Source organism: Micromonospora sp. CA-249363, assembly GCF_050950185.1.
GTDB lineage: Bacteria > Actinomycetota > Actinomycetes > Mycobacteriales > Micromonosporaceae > Micromonospora.
In genome coordinates this window covers 3,633,688-3,649,791 of record NZ_CP192020.1, presented here as the reverse complement: position 1 = coordinate 3,649,791, position 16,104 = coordinate 3,633,688, and the positions used below count along the sequence as shown (strand labels likewise).

Here is a 16,104-nt window from a genome sequence, read left to right as displayed (position 1 = left end):
CCGGATACAACACCGGTATCCGAACGAATCTCCGCCTTGCCGGACCGCCGCCTGGACTCCGCCTCGGCTCGACCGAGGACTTCGACACACGGCCTAGAACTCCCGGTACATGACGTGCAGGCCGACCCGGCCGAGGGTGCGGTGACGGAACGCGCCCGGCACGGTGCCGACCACGTCGAAGCCCTCCCGCAGGTACAGCTCGACCGCCGTCCGGTTCGTCTCCACCACGGCGTTGAACTGCATGCCGGCGTACCCCGCAAGGCGTGCCCAGGTCAGGGCGTCGCGGCACAGCGCGGTGCCGACACCCCGGCCGCGGGCGTCGGCGGCCACCAGGAAGCTGGCGGTGCTGACGTGCGCGCCCGGTCCGGGGCGGTTGGGCCCCATCTTCGCGCTGCCCAGGACCCGGTCACCGTCGGTCGCGACGACGGTCCGCCCGGGCGGGGCCACCACCCAGACGGCGTACGCCTCGTCCGCGGTCATCTGAGGGTCGTAGGCGAATGTCTCCTGTGCCCGGACCACGTCCTCGATGATCGGCCACACCTGCGACCAGTCCTGGTCGGTGAACGTACGGATCAACACGGGCGCAGGCTACGCAGGACAGGCCGCCGGGGACAACGGGTTTGCGTGCCCGTCACGAGGCGGCGTCGGCCCGCCGGGCGCGGGGCGTCGTCGAGGCCGTGGCGCGTGCGGGATCCGGCGCCGGCCCGGCGGTGTCCCGGCGGACCAGTTCGGCGGGCAGCACCTCGACCCGGGGGGTCGGCGCCGCCGCGCCGAGCACCAGCGACATGGCCCGGACCCCCATGTCGACGAGGGGAAGCCGCACCGTGGTCAACGCGGGTGTGACGTCGCGGGCGACCGGCATGTCGTCGAAGCCGACGACGGAGATCCGTCCCGGTACGGCGAGCGAGCGGGACCGCAGGGTGGCGAGGGCGCCGATGGCCATCGAGTCGTTGAGCGCCACGATGGCGGTCAGCTCCGGATCGGAGTCGAGCAGCCGGGCGGTGGCCTCCGCGCCGCCGTCACGGTCGAACTGGGCGTAGCGGATACGCCGCTCGGGCAGGTCGACGCCGTGCTCGGTCAGCGCCTGCCGGAGCCCGGCCAGCCGATCGGTGGTGGTGGTGAGGATGCGCGGACCGGCGACCACGCCGATGGCCCGGTGGCCGAGCGCGCAGAGTTCGCGGCCGGCGAGGTGACCGCCCGTGCGGTTGTCCGGCATGACGGCGTCGCCGGAGTGTTCGTGGCGGCCGATGACCGCGACCCGCCCGCCGGTCGCCTCGTACGCGGCGAGCTTCTCGTTGAGCTGCCGGGTGAAGGCGTCGTCGTGGTAGCCGGAGCCGGCCAGGATCAGCGCCGCCACCTGGTGCCCTCGCAGCAGCTCCACGTACTCCAGCTCGCGGTCCGGGTCGCGGTAGCTGTTGCAGATCATCAGCAGCCGGCCCTGGTCGGTGGCGACCCGTTGCAGCCCGCGCGTGATCTCGGCGAAGTAGGGATCGGAGACGTCGTGCACGATCACGCCCACCGCGCTGCGGTGCGAGCGGGCCAGCAGTTGGGCGTGCGCGTTCGGCACGTACTGCAACTCGGCCACAGCCGCGAGCACCCGCTCACGCAGCTCGTCGGTGACCGGTTTGCTGCTGCCGTTGATGACGCGCGAGGCCGTGGCGGGTGAGACGCCCGCGCGCCGGGCCACGTCGGACAGGGTCGCCATGGCCCGCCCCCTCGGTCTGTTGACGGCGTTTCGCCGCGCCGACTAGCGTCACCGTACCGCAGAGAAAGCCCTTTCCCGCAGGGAGGCCCGGCCATGTCGGAACGCTTCGCGGCACTGCCCGGCGGCATCGGAGTGTCCCGGCTGCGCGTCTACGACACGGCGGCGCCGGACGGCGTGGTCGGCGGCACGCCGCACGTGCACCTGTGCTGCACCGAGGGGTACGTGGTGACCGGCGGCGAGGGCGTCGTGCAGACCCTCAGCGGCGAGGGCTTCCGGGAGACCCCGCTGCGCGCGGGCGCGATGGTCTGGTTCGAGCCGGGCACCGTGCACCGCCTGGTCAACGGCGGTGATCTGTCCATCGTGGTGCTCATGCAGAACAGCGGCCTCCCCGAGGCCGGTGACGCGGTGCTGACCTTCCCACCCGAGGTCCTGGCCGACCCGGGCGCGTACGCCGAGGCGGCGGCACTACCGGACGGGGGAGCGCCGGGGGCGGACGTGCGGGCCGCGTACCGTCGACGCGATCTGGCGGTGACCGGCTTCGCGGCGCTGCGGGCCGGCGGTCCGGCGGCGCTGGCCGCCTTCCACACGGCGGCGGCGGCGCTGCGCCAGCCGCTGCTGGCGGCCTGGCGGCAGCGGTGGGCGGCCGGCGCGGGTCGGGCCGCCGCCGGCACCGGCGCCCAGTTGGACGCCCTGGAGCGGGGCGACTCCGGCTATCTGGGCGAGGCCGGCGTGTACGCGGTGGACGCACCGGCCGAGCGCGGTCGGTTGGGCATGTGCGGCCTGCTCGACACCTATCCCGCCGGAGCCTGACAGCGCGGGCGGTCTCGCGTTCGGAGGGTGCGAGCGCATTTGCGGGAATAGATCGAGGAAAGGCCTTGCCCGGTGTCGAGGACCCCGCCTAGGCTCCCCAGGAAAGCGTTTGCCTGACCCGCTGACCGGCCCGGCCCCCAGGTGCCGTGCCCGGCCCCGAGGAGGTTCCGCGTGACCGAGAACTCCCTGGACAGCCGGCAGGCCGCCGACCGGGTGGCCGTTCCCACGCGGTCCCCCCTCGACGTGCCGGCCGACACGCACGGCGCGCCGTCGTCCACGGTGGCGAACCAGCCGGAGGTCGGCAGTGGCCGTCCGCCCCGACCCACCGTCGGCCGTCGTGCGGCGGCGGTCGCCGACTCGCTGTGGCGGCCGGCGCTCGTGCTGGTCGCCTTCTTCCTCGCCTGGTGGTTCGTCGCCGCCCGGGAGTACGTGCCGAACTACCTCGTCCCCACTCCCGGCCAGGTCTGGACCACGATGACCGACCAGTGGTCCGAGTTGGCCCGACACACCATGGTCACGCTCTACGAGACCGTGCTCGGCTTCATCCTGGCCGCCGCGCTGGGGCTGGCCACCGCGGTCGCCATCGCCTACTCGCGCACCCTGGACAAGGCGCTCTACCCGATCGTCCTGTTCGCACAGGTCATCCCGAAGATCGCCATCGCGCCGCTGCTGGTCGTCTGGTTCGGTCTCGGCCTCACTCCGAAGATCATCCTGGCGGTGCTCATCGCGTTCTTCCCGGTGGTCATCTCCGGCGTCGCCGGCCTGCGCTCGACCGACCCGGAACTGCTCGACCTCTCCGCCACGATGGGCGCCGGGCCCTGGCGGACCTTCCGCAAGATCCGCTTCCCGAACGCTCTGCCGCACCTCATGGCCGGCCTGAAGGTGGCGGTCACCCTCGCGGTGGTCGGCGCCGTGGTCGGCGAGTTCGTCGGCGCCAGCGAAGGGCTCGGCTACGTCCTGTTGCTGGCCAACGGCAACCTCGACGCCCCGCTGCTGTTCGCCGACCTGATCCTGATGTCCGCCATCGGCATCGTCCTGTTCGTCCTCGTCGAGATCGCCGAGGCGCTGCTCATCCCCTGGCACGCCAGCCGTCGCGCCGGCGTGTCCCTCACCACCTCCTGACCGACCCCATCACGGAGGCACCGATGAAGCGCACCGCCACCACCATCCTGGCCACCGTCGCCCTGCTGCTCGCCGCCGCCGGCTGCGGCGGCTCGGACTCCGCCGGCAAGACCGGCGCCGACGGCAGGAAGCAGGTCACCCTCACCCTCAACTGGGTGCCGTACGGCGAGCACGCGCCCTTCTACTACGGCCTGCAGAAGGGCTACTACTCCGCCGAGGGCATCGACCTGAAGATCCTGCCCGGCAACGGTTCCGGCAACACCGTCAAGCAGGTCGCCCAGAAACAGACCGACTTCGGTTGGGCCGACAGTCCCGTCCTGCTCAAGTCGGTGGCCAGCGGAATGCCGGTGCGCAGCCTCGGCGCGTACCTGGAGAAGGGTCCCTCCTCGGTGGAGTTCTTCACCGAGAAGAACATCAAGACCCCGGCGGATCTCAAGGGCAAGACCGTCGGCGGCACCCCCGGCGACGCCCTCTACGCGACCTTCCCGGCCTGGCTGGAGAAGAACGGCCTGAAGAAGGACGACGTCAAGGTCGTCAACGTCGACGCCGCCGGCAAGATCGCCGCCCTGGCCGAGGGCAAGGTCGACGCCATCATGGGCTTCTTCCACGACCAGGCGCCCACCATCGAGAGCAAGACCGGCAAGAAGGTGGACGTGCTGCTCTTCGCGGACTACGGGATGAACCTGCTCGGCACCGGTCTGATCGCCAACACCCAGACCCTGCAGAAGGACCCGGAGCTGGCCCGCAAGTTCGTCCGGGCCACCCAGAAGTCCTGGGCCGACGCGGCGCGCGACCCGGCCGGCGCGGTGAGCGCCATGGTCGCGCTCGCCGAGAACGAGCCCGCCCCCGAGGTGCTCACCAAGCAGCTCACCCTGAACCTGCCGCTGCTCGGCGCCGACGGTCCGGCCGGGGTCAACACCGACGCCCAGTGGTCCGAGACCATCGACCTGATGGCCCGCTACGCGGAGCTGAAGGACCCGGGCGCGCCGAACGCGTACTGGGACTCGTCGTACGCGGCCAAGGGCTGACGCGGTGAGCGGCGCGCCGGCGACCGCCGGCACCGCCATCGGGATGTCCGGGGTGACCGTCCGGTTCACCACCCGACGCTCACGGACCACCGCCCTCGACGACGTGTCCCTGCACATCGAGCCGGGGGAGTTCGTCACCATCGTCGGCCCGTCCGGCTGCGGCAAGTCCACCCTGCTGAAGATCGTGGCCGGACTGGTGAAGCCCACCACCGGTGAGGTCTCGCTGCTGCGACAGCCGGTACGCGGTCCGCAGAAGGAGATCGGCTTCGTCTTCCAGAAGGCCGCGCTGCTGGAGTGGCGTGGCGCACGGGCCAACATCCTGCTCCAGGCCGAGATGCGCGGTATGGACCGGGCACAGGCGGCCCGCCGGGCCGACGAGCTGATCGAGATGACCGGGCTGACCGGCTTCGAGAAGGCGCTGCCGCACGAGCTGTCCGGCGGTATGCAGCAGCGGGTGGCACTCTGCCGCGCGCTGCTGCACGCCCCGCCGGTGCTGCTCATGGACGAGCCGTTCGGCGCCCTGGACGCGCTCACCCGCGAGCAGATGAACGCCGAGCTGCACCGCATCTGGCGGGAGACCGGCACCACGGTGGTGCTGGTCACCCACTCCATCGCCGAGGCGGTCTTCCTCGGCACCCGGGTCGTGGTGATGAGCGCCCGGCCCGGCCGGATCATCCGCACCTTCGACGTCGAGCTGCCGGCGCACCGCGACTACGCGCAGGTGATGTCGGATTCCCGCTTCGACCGGCTCGCCACCGAACTGCGCGGACTGCTCGGCAGCGCGGCCGCCAACCACTGAACGACCAGCACGACGGAAGGGACCACCATGACCCGCAGGTCGATCGGCATCATCGTCAACGGCGTGACCGGACGGATGGGCTACCGCCAGCACCTCGTCCGGTCCCTGCTGGCCATCCGCGAGTCCGGCGGCGTGACGTTGGCCGACGGCACGACCATCTGGCCGGAACCGGTCCTGGTGGGACGCAACGAGACCAAGCTCCGCGAGCTCGCCTCGCGGCACGGCCTCACCGACTGGACCACCGACCTGACCTCCGCGCTGGCCCGCGACGACGTCGAGATCTACTTCGACGCCCTGGTCACCCAGCAGCGGGAGAAGGCGATCCGCCAGGCGATCGAGGCCGGCAAGCACATCTACACCGAGAAGCCGCTCGCCGAGGACACCGAGGCCGCGCTCGACCTGGCCCGCGCCGCCGACGCGGCCGGCATCCGCACCGGCGTCGTGCAGGACAAACTGTTCCTGCCCGGGTTGCGCAAACTCAAGCGGCTCGTCGACGGTGGCTTCTTCGGCCGGATCCTGTCGGTGCGCGGCGAGTTCGGCTACTGGGTCTTCGAGGGCGACTGGCAGCCGGCCCAACGTCCCTCGTGGAACTACCGCGCCGAGGCCGGCGGCGGCATCACCTCCGACATGTTCCCGCACTGGCACTACGTGCTCCAGGAGCTGTTCGGCCGGGTCACCGCCGTCACCTGCGTCACCGCCACCCACGTGCCCGAGCGGGTCGACGAGGACGGTCGCCCCTACGCGGCCACCGCCGACGACGCCGCGTACGCCATCTTCGAACTCGACGGCGGCGTGATCGCGCAGATCAACTCGTCGTGGGGTGTGCGGGTGTACCGCGACGAGCTGGTCGAGTTCCAGGTCGACGGCACCGAGGGCAGCGCCGTCGCCGGGCTGCGTCGCTGCCGGGTGCAGCACCGGGCGGTCACCCCGAAACCGGTGTGGAACCCGGACCTGCCGGTCACCGAGGACTTCCGCGCCCAGTGGTCCGAGGTGCCCGACAACGAGGAGTTCGACAACGGCTTCAAGGTGCAGTGGGAGGCGTTCCTGCGGCACGTCGTGGCCGGCGAGCCGTTCCAATGGGACTTCCTGGCCGGCGCGCGGGGCGTCCAACTCGCCGAGCTGGGGCTGCGCGCGGCCCGCGAGGGCGTCCGCGTCGAGGTCCCGGAGCTGCACCCGTGAGTGCCGTCGACGTGGCGCTGCCGGGCGGGCGACGCCACCGGCTCACCGAGGTCGGCGGATTCGCCCGCCCGGCCGCACCGGCGACCAGCCGGATCGCGTACGCCGCCGCGCACGTCGTCGCCGATCCGGGCGCGGAGAACGTGCCGGGCGCCCCGGCGGCGGTGGACTGGGACGCCACCCTCGCGTTCCGGCGGCACCTGTGGTCGTACGGGCTGGGCGTGGCCGAGGCGATGGACACCGCCCAGCGGGGGATGGGGCTGGACTATCCGGCGACCCGGGAGCTGGTCCGGCGCAGCGCAACCGAGGCCCGTGCCGTGGGCGGGCGGATCGTCGCCGGTGTCGGCACCGACCAGCTCCCGACCGGCCCGGCCAGCCTGACCGAGGTCATCGCCGCCTACCGCGAGCAGCTCGACGACGTCCGCGCCGCCGGGGCGCGGCCGGTGCTGATGTGCAGCCGGCACCTGGCCGCCGCCGCCCGCGACGCCGAGGACTACCTGCGGGTGTACGACGAACTGCTGACCGCCGCCGGCGAGCCGGTGGTGCTGCACTGGTTGGGCCCGATGTTCGATCCGGCGCTGACCGGCTACTGGGGGTCGGCCGACCTGGACCTGGCCGCCGACACGGTGGTCGAGCTGATCAAGGCCCACCAGTCGACGGTGGACGGCATCAAGGTGTCGCTGCTCGACGCCGACCGGGAGATCGCGTTGCGTCGCCGGCTTCCGGCCGGTGTACGCCTCTACACCGGCGACGACTTCCACTACCCGGAGCTGATCCGGGGCGACGAGGTGGGGCACTCCGACGCGTTGCTGGGTGTGTTCGCGGCCATCGCGCCGGCCGCCGCCGCCGCGCTGGCCGCCCTCGACCGGGGCGACCTGTCGTCGTACGACGAGATCTTCGCGCCGACCGTGCCGCTGGCTCGGCACCTGTTCGCGGCGCCGACCTGGCACTACAAGACGGGCATCGTGTTCCTGGCGTGGTTGGCCGGGCACCAGGACCACTTCACGATGGTCGGCGGCGCGCAGTCCGGCCGGTCCCCGGCGCACCTGGCGACCCTGCTCACCCTCGCCGACGCCGCCGGGCTGCTGCCCGACGCGGAGCTGGCCGCAGCCCGCGCCCGGGCGTTCTTCACCGTGGCGGGGGTGCTGCAATGAGTCTGACGCGGTTCTCGTTCAACCAGGCCACCGCCCAGCGCTGGCCGCTGGCCGAGGTGGTCGCCGGCTGTGTGACGGCCGGCGTGCCGGGCATCGGACTGTGGCGCGAGCCGGTGGCCGAGTACGGGTTGGCCCGCGCGGCGAAGCTGGTCCGCGACGCCGGCCTGACCGTCACGTCGCTGTGCCGGGGCGGCTTCTTCACGGCCGACGACTGGCGTGCGGAGAACCTGCGGGCCATCGAGGAGGCGGCCACACTGGGCGCGCCCGAGCTGGTCCTCGTCTCCGGTGGACTGCCGGCGGGCAGTCGGGACGTCGACGCCGCCCGCCGTCGGGTGGCCGACGCGATCGGCGAGCTGGCACCGCACGCGGCGGCAGCCGGCGTACGGCTGGCGATCGAACCGCTGCACCCGATGTTCGCCGCCGACCGCTGCGTGATCGCCACCCTCGGCCAGGCGCTGGACATCGCCGAGGGGTTCGATCCGGCGGTGGTCGGAGTGGTGGTCGACGCGTACCACGTCTGGTGGGACGACGCCGTGTACGCGCAGATCGCCCGGGCCGGCACGCGGATCGCCGGGTTCCAGGTCTGCGACTGGGTGACACCGCTGCCCGAGGGGGTGCTGCTCGGCCGGGCGCTGCCCGGCGACGGGTGCATCGAGCTGCGGCGGCTGCGTGAGGCGGTGGACGCGGCGGGCTACCGCGGCCCGATCGAGGTGGAGGTCTTCTCCGCCGAGGTCTGGGCGCGGCCGGGCCCGCAGGTGCTGGACGCGGCGATCGCCGGCTACCTGCGCCACGTCGTCTGACGCCGGCCGGAGGTAGGGTCGTCCGCGTGGATCTGAACGAGACCGCGGCCCTGCTCGGGGTGCCCGTCGAGGCTGTCGAGCGGGTGCACCGGCTCGCCGGCGACCGACCCTCGGCCCCGCTGCCCGCCAAGGCCGACGCGCCGGCGATCCTCGATCGGCTCGCGGTGCCGTCGGACGACGCCACCGAGATCATGGCGGGCTGGCCGGACGACGGGTCACCACTGTGGACGCCGGAGCTGCGCTGGCTGCTAGACCGTTCGATCGCGCTGGTCCGCGCGGATCTCGGCGGGTACACCTGGCTGCCGCCCGGTCCGGAGCTGCCGCGCGACCGTGGTCTCGCCTGGCGGCATCTCTACGTGTACGCGTACCTCGCGCTGGTCGAGGTCGTCCGGGGCTACCACCGCGACCACGGCGTTCCCGACGCCGTGTCCTGGGCGACGCTCGCCGACCTGGGCCGTAACCTCGCCGTGGACCGGCGGATGCGTGGCGAGGGCTGGCCGGTCATGCAGAGCTGGTTGACGCTGCACGTGCGTGGCGCCGTGTACGAGTTGGGCCGGTTGCAGCACCACCGTGGCGACGGGGCCATCGGCCTGCACATCCCGGACGCCGGGCCGCTGACGCCGGAGGCGGTCTCGGCGTCGCTCGACGCGGGCCGCCTCTTCTTTGCGCGCCACTTTCCCGACGAGAGCTACACGGCGTTCTCCTGCGGCTCGTGGCTGCTCGATCCCCAACTGCGGGAGTACCTGCCCGAGGAGTCCAACATCATCCGGTTCCAGCGACGGTTCGAGCTGGAGCCCTACACGGAGCCGGAGGGGCTGGACGCGGACGTCGAGGTGCTGCGGTTCGTGTTCCGGACGCTGAGCACGCCGCTCGACGAGCTGCCGCGCCGCACCGCTCTGCAACGCGCGATCGTCGACCACCTCTCGGCCGGCCGGCACTGGCAGTGGCGTCAGGGCCGCTTCCCGATCGACGCGACCGATCGGCCGCACCTACCCTGATCCGGTGCTGAGCGCCGAAGCCCCGAAGATCACGGACTGGATGCAGGCGTGGGGGAGCCTGGCCGGGTTGGTCATGTCGACCTTTGCCGTCGTCTTCACCGGACTGCTGTTCCGTCACGAGACCCGTGTCCGTCGGGAGGAGCAGGCGAGCCGCGAGGCGGCGCAGGCCCGCCTGGTCATCCCGGTCCTCACCCGCGATGACGACGACAGCGAGGACGAGGGCGTCGTGGTCCGGCGGGACCCGACCGGGGCGACGGTGACCCTCGTCAACCACAGCGCCGCGCCCATCTTCGATGTGCATGTCGACGTCGCCTGGCAGGAGTCGTTCCGCTGGCCCGGGCGTCGCCGAGAGGTGCGGGGCACCGTGATCGCGAACGGGGGCAGACGCTTCGCGGTGGTGGAGAAGTCCGAGGTGGTGCGCTTCGAGTTGACCGGCAGCGCCGCGTTCGTCGGAGAGGCGAGGATCCGCTTCACGGACGCGGCCGGGCTGGTCTGGCAGCGGACGGGTCTGGGGTCGCCGGTCCGCTACACCCCGTCGGAGAGTCCGATGGGGAGGGCGCTCCGGTTGCTGCCCTGGTTGCTCCTGGCGATCTACGTGGTGTTGCCCGCGATCGTCATCGCCGCCGTCGTCGCCGTGGTGTGGCTCTGGCCGTAGCCAGTGATTGTCCCGCAGCCGCGGCGAAAAATCATGATCTAGGCACGGGTAAAACATCATGATCTTATCTGCGTCATGATCCGTAACACCGCTCAAATCCTCGATTAACCGTCGAGGGCTTAGGTGGGGGAGCGCTCCCACGCGGGTCGCGATCGATAAGAAGCCCCACACCGGGGCGATGGAAGGGAGTCTCGTGTCCACACGCACGAGCGGAAGAAACCTGCGAAGACTGGCGATACCGACGCTGGTCGCAGCGATGCTGGCCGGTACAACCGGTGTCGCGGGATCGGCGTCGGCAGCGCCCACGGACCGGTCGGCCAGCGGTGGCCCCGGCTACTTCACCAAGGGATCGGACCGGCGCGCCACCCTGACCGACGGCGCCGATCGTCGCGACGACGCCGAGGAGACCAGCCCGAAGTCCGCAGTGGACGTGACCGGCTCGGGGGTCTACATCGTCGAGTTGGCCGAGGCGCCGCTGACCACGTACGTCGGCGGGACGTCCGGGCTCGCCCGGACCCGCCCCACGCCGGGCGCCCGGCTGGATGTGACGTCGGCGCCGTCGCAGGCGTACCGCCAGCACCTCGACGCGCAGCGATCCGCTGTCGCAGGCGCGGCCGGTGTCCAGGTCAAGACCGCCTACACCGCCGCCTTCAACGGTTTCTCGGCGACGCTGACCGCGAAGCAGGCGACCGCGCTGCGGGCCGACAAGCGCGTCCGCGCCGTCACCGCCGCGCGGGCACTGGGCACCCGGTCGGCGACGCCGCTCGCGGCCGCCACCACCGCCGGTGCGCCGATCTCGTCCGCGCTCGCTCCGCCCACCGCGGACGACACTGCCAAGCCCGCCACGCCCGCCAAACCGGTCAAGCCCGGTCCGGCCACCGGAGCTGGCATGGTGGTCGGCGTCCTGGACACCGGCATCTGGCCGGAGAGCGCGTCGTTCGCCAAGAAGATGCCCGCGCCGAAGACGTGGCACGGCACGTGCCAGACCGGCGTGGCCTTCGTGGCGGAGCACTGCAACGGCAAGATCGTCGGTGCCCGGTACTTCGCCGACACGTGGCTCGCCGGCGGCGGCTCGGTGCCCGAGGGTGAGGTGCTGTCCCCCCGCGACATGGCGGGGCACGGTACGCACACCGCGTCCACGGCAGCCGGTCTGCCGGTGCGGGACGTCACGATCGACGGCCGGTCCTTCGGTTCCGTCTCCGGCGTCGCGCCGGACGCCCAGATCGCCGTCTACAAGGTGCTCTGGGGCGGGATGGGCTACGACGCCGACATCATCGCCGGCATCGACGCGGCCGTCTCCGACGGCGTGCAGGTCCTGAACTTCTCCATCGGCAGCCAGCTCGGCGACTGGGAGGCCAACACCCCCATCGGCGTCGCGTTCCTCAACGCCACGCTGTCCGGGGTCTTCGTGGCGGCGTCGGCGGGCAACACCGGCATCGTGAGCGGGGCCATCAGCAACGCGGCGCCCTGGGTCACCACGGTGGGCGCGGCGGTGACCAACCCCAACGAGGCGACGGTCAAGCTGGGCGACGGCACGAAGCTGGTCGGCGGCTCACTGGACGCTCTGCCCGGCGACGCCTCGCGGCCGATGGTCTTCGGCGACCAGGCCGGCTCGCTGGAGCAGGGTTCGGCGTACTGCGAACCGGGCAGCCTGGACCCGGCCAAGATCAAGGGCAAGGTGGTCGCCTGCGCGCTGTCGACCCCCTTCAACTCCGCGCTGGAGGTGAAGGAGAAGGGCGGTGCCGCGATGGTGGTGTTCGACCCGAGCGGCAACTACCGCGTCAACTCCATCTACAACTTCCCGGTGGTCTACCTGAACACCGAGAAGCAGGCCGGCACGCTGTTCAACTACCTGATGCGCCACCCCACCGACGCGAGGGTGTCGCTGCGCACCGGTGGCGACGGCTCCAGCGTTCCGGGCGTCCCGAGCGTGGCGGACTTCTCCTCGACCGGCCCGGACAAGGTGACCTTCGGCGTCTTCAAGCCGGACCTGGTCGCGCCGGGTGCGGACATCATCGCCGCGGTGTCACCGGCGGGGAACTTCGGACGGAGCTACGACGCGTACTCCGGCACGTCGATGGCGTCGCCGTACGTCGCCGGCGCGGCGGCGATCCTGCGCGCCACGCACCCGACCTGGTCGCCGGGGACGGTCGCCTCGGCCCTGCGGACCACCGCCACCGACACCCGGGGCACCAGCAACCCGTTGGACCAGGGCAGCGGTTTCATCAACCTGGCCGGGGCCAAGGACCCGGGCCTGGTCATCGAACCGACCGCGGCCGAGCTGGTCACGTTCAGCGAGACGGCCCAGCCCGACGGCAAGGAACTCAACCTGCCGGCCATCTCGCTGCGCGAGTACGACGGCACCCGCCCGGTGACCATCAAACGCACCATGACCAACATGGGTACGACGCGGGAGACCTACCGGTCGTCGGTGTCCGGCCTGCCCGGCATGACGGTCACGGTCTCGCCCGCGTCGGTGACGCTCGCGCCCGGCAAGTCCGCCACGGTGACCATCACGTTGCGTCGGGGCAGCGCCCCCTGGGACCGGTACGTCACCGGGTCGATCACCTGGCGCGGCAAGGTCCACAGTGCCCGGATTCCGGTCGCCGCCCGCCCGTGGGGAATCACCCCCCGGCCGTACGGTGACGACGGCGAGGAGTTCGGCCGCAAGACCAGCGGCTCCTACGGCTACGCCGAGCCGGGCTTCACCGGACCGATCACCGGTCGCAGCACCGGCTACACGCCGATGCGCCGGCAGTCGTACTCAATGCCGGCCGGCGTGTACGGCGGCGTGTTCGACCCGAGCGCGTCCGGGGTGAAGAAGGTCGACTTCACGGTGCCGGCGAACACCGCCGCCATCCTTGTCGAGGCCAACACCGAGGATCCGAACACCAACCTCGACCTGTACCTGTACAAGGGCGACGAGCTCGTCTACAGCAGTGACAGGTACTGGACCAGCCTGGAGGAGGCGTACAAGTTCCTGCCCGAACCGGGCCGCTACACCGCGTACGTGTTCGCGCAGGTGCCCGGCGGTCCAGTGGTGGACTTCCAGTTGAGCCACGCCATCGTCGGCCGCAACGCCACGTACGCGCCGGCCACGCTGACGCTGCCCTCGACGACCGAGCGCGGTAAGAGCCTCAACTTCACGTTGAAGCCCGACCGGCCGCTGCCCGAGGGTGACTTCTGGGCGTACACCGAGTACCGGACCAACGGCACGGTCATCCCCGGCAACCTCGTCTACACCCAGCAGAGCGCCTGGGAGGAGTAGCCGTACCGGAGCAGTGGGGCGGCGCACGACGGCGCCGCCCCACCGCTCTTTCTAGCGCTGCCAGGCGTCGATGGCGCGGACGCCCTCGCGCATCGTCCGGTCGAGGGTGGCCGGGTTGCCGCTGGTGCCCTCCCAGCCCTGGTCGTCGAAGACCGTCACCACACCGTCGACCCGGGCCACGGCGATCTGGCTGGAGGTCTCGCCGCCGGTGCGTTCACCGCCCGGGCTCGTGGCCGGCCACGTCCGGGTCACGAGCAGCGCCTCGTCACCGACACCGGGCACCGCCTTGCTCTCGACGGTGACCTTGTTGCCACCCTGGTCGAAGGAGGGGCACGCCCGCACCGCGTCGCCGAGGCGGCGCACGTAGTCCGCGGCGCCGTCCCCGGCGAAGGTGAAGATCGTCTGGTGGATCATGCCCTGGGGCACGTTGGTGTCGGGCTCGCCGGCCTTCTTGTACGTCACCGTCATGGCCGCGCTCGCGGTGACCTGTCGACCCCCGGTGCCGAACTCGTTGGCGCACAGCTTCGGCAGGGCCTCGGCTACCGGCGTCGGACGGCGCGGAGACTTCCGCAGCTCGGCCGGTAGCTCCACGAAGGCCGACGTCGGGATGGTCGTCGGGGCGCTGGCGCTCCCGGACGGCTGGTCGGCCTGCGTGGGCCCGCCCGACGGTGTCGACGTCGTCGACACGGCCGACGGCGTGGGATCGGACCCGCCGGCGTCGGCAGTGCAGGCGGTGCTGAACGCGACGGTGCCCAGCAACGGCAGGACCAGCGCCCGGGTGGTCGGCGACAGTGCGTGTCGGCTCATGGTTCCCCCTCACCTCGATCTGAGCAGTTCCCCGCCGGCGACGACCGGAAACGATCAATGTCGGCGTGCCGACAGGTGTCGCCGGGCCGGACGCATCGCTCCTTTGCCGGGAGCCGTCTACGCGGCGGCCGGGAGCACGGCCTCGATGAGGTGCGGGCCGGGCTGGGTCAGCGCTCGGGAGAGCTGTTCCGCGAGTTGCTCGGCGGTGGTGACACGACTGGCTGGCATGCCGAAGGCGTTCGCCAGGCCCACGAAGTCGATCTGCGGGTTGGCCAGGTCGAAGAGCGGATTGGCGTCCGGGTTGGTGGAGCCCGGGCGATCACCGAAGTACTCCCATTCCTGGCGCAGGATCGCGTACGCGTGGTTGTTGAGGACCACGTTGGTGATGTTCAGCTGCTCGCGGACCTGGGTCCACAGGGCGGTGACGGTGTACATGACGCAGCCGTCGGCCACCAGCGCCAGCACCGGCCGGTCGGGTGCCGCGACGGCGGCGCCGACGGCGAGGGGCAGGCCGTCACCCATCGCCCCGCCGGTCTGCATCAGCACGTCGTGGCGTGGAGCGCCGGCGGTGGCGGCCGCCAGGGTGATGCCGGAGCTGACCGTCTCGTCGATGATGACGGCGCGTTCCGGCAGCAACGCCGCGACGACGTCCGTCCAGTTCTGGAGGGTGAGTTCTCCCTTCGGCAGCGCCGGCCGACGCGGTTCGGTCACCGGGGCGGTCGTTCCCGGTGCCACCAGGTCGGCGAGCCGGTCGAGCGCGGCGACGGCGTCCTGGCCGACTTCGGCCAGGACGTGCGTCTGCGCTCCCTCGGGTACGAGCAGGCTCGGTTGGTCGGAGTAGGCGAAGAAGGAGACGGGTGCCTTGGTGCCCGCGACGATGAGGTGCCGTATCCCGTGCAGTTGGTCGAGCACCTGATCCGGATAGAAGCCGAGCCGCGGAAACATGGGCAGGCCGGCCCCCCGCTCGACCCGGTTCGAGTACAACTCCTGGAGCACCCGCGCGCCCGTCGCCGCCGCGATGCGACCCGCCGCCAGCAGACCTGCCTCGCGCAGCGCGGTCCCGCCGATGACCAGAGCGGTGGCCTCGCCGGTGCGAAGGACCTCCGCGATCTGCGTGAGCACCTCCTGGCTGACGGGTGGTGCCGGGCGGGGCGGCATCGGCGATGCGGCCGTGCCTCCGTCCGACCACGACACGTCCGCCGGCATGATGACGGTGGCGACCTGACCGGGCGGCTCCAGTACGGCGGCGAGCGTGGCCGCTCCGTCCGCCCCGGCGCCGGGCGCGTCCTCGGGGCGGCGGACCGGGCCACGCAGCCATCCGCCCAGGGCGGCGATGTCCGAGTTCAACGGGGGATCGAAGGCGGTGTGGAAGGTCGCGTGGTCCCCGACGATGTTGACCACCGGCGAGTTGGCGCGTCGGCTGTTGTGCAGATTCGTGAGCCCGTACGCGAGCCCGGGCCCGAGATGCAGCAGGGTCGCCGCCGGCCTGCCCGCGATACGGGCGTAGCCGTCGGCCGCGCCGGTGACGACGCCCTCGAAGAGCGCGAGCACGCCGCGCAGCTCGGGGACCGACTCCAGCGCCCCGACCAGGTGCAGTTCGGTGGTGCCGGGGTTGGTGAAGAGCACCTCCACCCCGCCGTCGGCCAGCGTCCGCAGCAGTGCTTCCGCCCCGTTCACCCACATCACCTCACCGACGGCTGAACCAACAGTGACTCGATCCTAAGCAGGCATTTCGGACTAAAGTGGTGGCGCTCGTGAAATAGCTGGACGGGGATCGGGGAA

14 protein-coding genes are annotated in these 16,104 nt (G+C 71.8%); 10 read left to right on the top strand and 4 right to left on the bottom strand.

All coding sequences use genetic code 11. The features are described 5' to 3' along the window. Positions 1–93 precede the first annotated feature (93 nt). Together ACQPZK_RS16800 and ACQPZK_RS16795 are read right to left on the bottom strand one after the other, a co-directional pair. Positions 94–579, bottom strand: coding sequence for an N-acetyltransferase family protein (locus ACQPZK_RS16800; protein WP_433533857.1), 486 nt, complete (start codon positions 577–579; stop codon positions 94–96). A gap of 52 nt (positions 580–631) precedes the next feature. Next, complete coding sequence (locus ACQPZK_RS16795) at positions 632–1,705, bottom strand: LacI family DNA-binding transcriptional regulator (RefSeq protein WP_433533856.1); 1,074 nt, start codon at positions 1,703–1,705, stop codon at positions 632–634. Positions 1,706–1,798: 93 nt separating this feature from the next. Between ACQPZK_RS16795 and ACQPZK_RS16790 the strand changes: the two genes are divergently transcribed. The 10 genes from ACQPZK_RS16790 (at position 1,799) to ACQPZK_RS16745 (ending at position 13,515) form a co-directional block, all read left to right on the top strand. Next, positions 1,799–2,515 carry a cupin domain-containing protein gene (locus tag ACQPZK_RS16790; protein WP_433533855.1) on the top strand — a complete coding sequence of 239 codons (717 nt, stop codon included), beginning with the start codon at positions 1,799–1,801 and terminating at the stop codon, positions 2,513–2,515. Positions 2,516–2,686: 171 nt separating this feature from the next. Then, positions 2,687–3,637 carry an ABC transporter permease gene (locus ACQPZK_RS16785; protein ID WP_433533854.1) on the top strand — a complete coding sequence of 317 codons (951 nt, stop codon included), beginning with the start codon at positions 2,687–2,689 and terminating at the stop codon, positions 3,635–3,637. Between the two features lie 23 nt (positions 3,638–3,660). Next, a complete protein-coding gene (locus ACQPZK_RS16780; RefSeq protein WP_433533853.1) occupies positions 3,661–4,665 on the top strand; it encodes an ABC transporter substrate-binding protein in 1,005 nt (334 codons plus the stop codon). Between the two features lie 43 nt (positions 4,666–4,708). Beyond that, positions 4,709–5,464, top strand: coding sequence for an ABC transporter ATP-binding protein (locus ACQPZK_RS16775; RefSeq protein WP_433539237.1), 756 nt, complete (start codon positions 4,709–4,711; stop codon positions 5,462–5,464). A 27-nt stretch (positions 5,465–5,491) separates the two neighbouring features. Beyond that, positions 5,492–6,643 (top strand): Gfo/Idh/MocA family protein, encoded by a 1,152-nt coding sequence (locus ACQPZK_RS16770; RefSeq protein ID WP_433533852.1) that lies wholly within the window; start codon positions 5,492–5,494, stop codon positions 6,641–6,643. Next, positions 6,640–7,794 carry a dihydrodipicolinate synthase family protein gene (locus ACQPZK_RS16765; protein ID WP_433533851.1) on the top strand — a complete coding sequence of 385 codons (1,155 nt, stop codon included), beginning with the start codon at positions 6,640–6,642 and terminating at the stop codon, positions 7,792–7,794. The genes ACQPZK_RS16770 and ACQPZK_RS16765 overlap by 4 nt, the downstream gene beginning before the upstream one ends. Further along, positions 7,791–8,594, top strand: coding sequence for a sugar phosphate isomerase/epimerase family protein (locus ACQPZK_RS16760; RefSeq protein ID WP_433533850.1), 804 nt, complete (start codon positions 7,791–7,793; stop codon positions 8,592–8,594). Before ACQPZK_RS16765 ends, ACQPZK_RS16760 begins: the two co-directional genes overlap by 4 nt. 26 nt (positions 8,595–8,620) lie before the next feature. Further along, entirely contained in the window at positions 8,621–9,592 is a 972-nt protein-coding gene (locus ACQPZK_RS16755; RefSeq protein WP_433533849.1) for an acyltransferase domain-containing protein, read from the top strand. Between the two features lie 4 nt (positions 9,593–9,596). Continuing rightward, complete coding sequence (locus ACQPZK_RS16750) at positions 9,597–10,247, top strand: hypothetical protein (protein WP_433533848.1); 651 nt, start codon at positions 9,597–9,599, stop codon at positions 10,245–10,247. 256 nt (positions 10,248–10,503) lie between these two features. Then, entirely contained in the window at positions 10,504–13,515 is a 3,012-nt protein-coding gene (locus ACQPZK_RS16745) for a S8 family serine peptidase (RefSeq protein WP_433533847.1), read from the top strand. Positions 13,516–13,566: 51 nt separating this feature from the next. On the opposite strand, the gene ACQPZK_RS16740 is transcribed toward ACQPZK_RS16745, so the two are convergent. Further along, positions 13,567–14,322 (bottom strand): hypothetical protein, encoded by a 756-nt coding sequence (locus ACQPZK_RS16740; protein WP_433533846.1) that lies wholly within the window; start codon positions 14,320–14,322, stop codon positions 13,567–13,569. A 117-nt stretch (positions 14,323–14,439) separates the two neighbouring features. Then, entirely contained in the window at positions 14,440–15,999 is a 1,560-nt protein-coding gene (locus tag ACQPZK_RS16735) for an acetolactate synthase large subunit (protein ID WP_433533845.1), read from the bottom strand. Positions 16,000–16,104 lie beyond the last annotated feature (105 nt).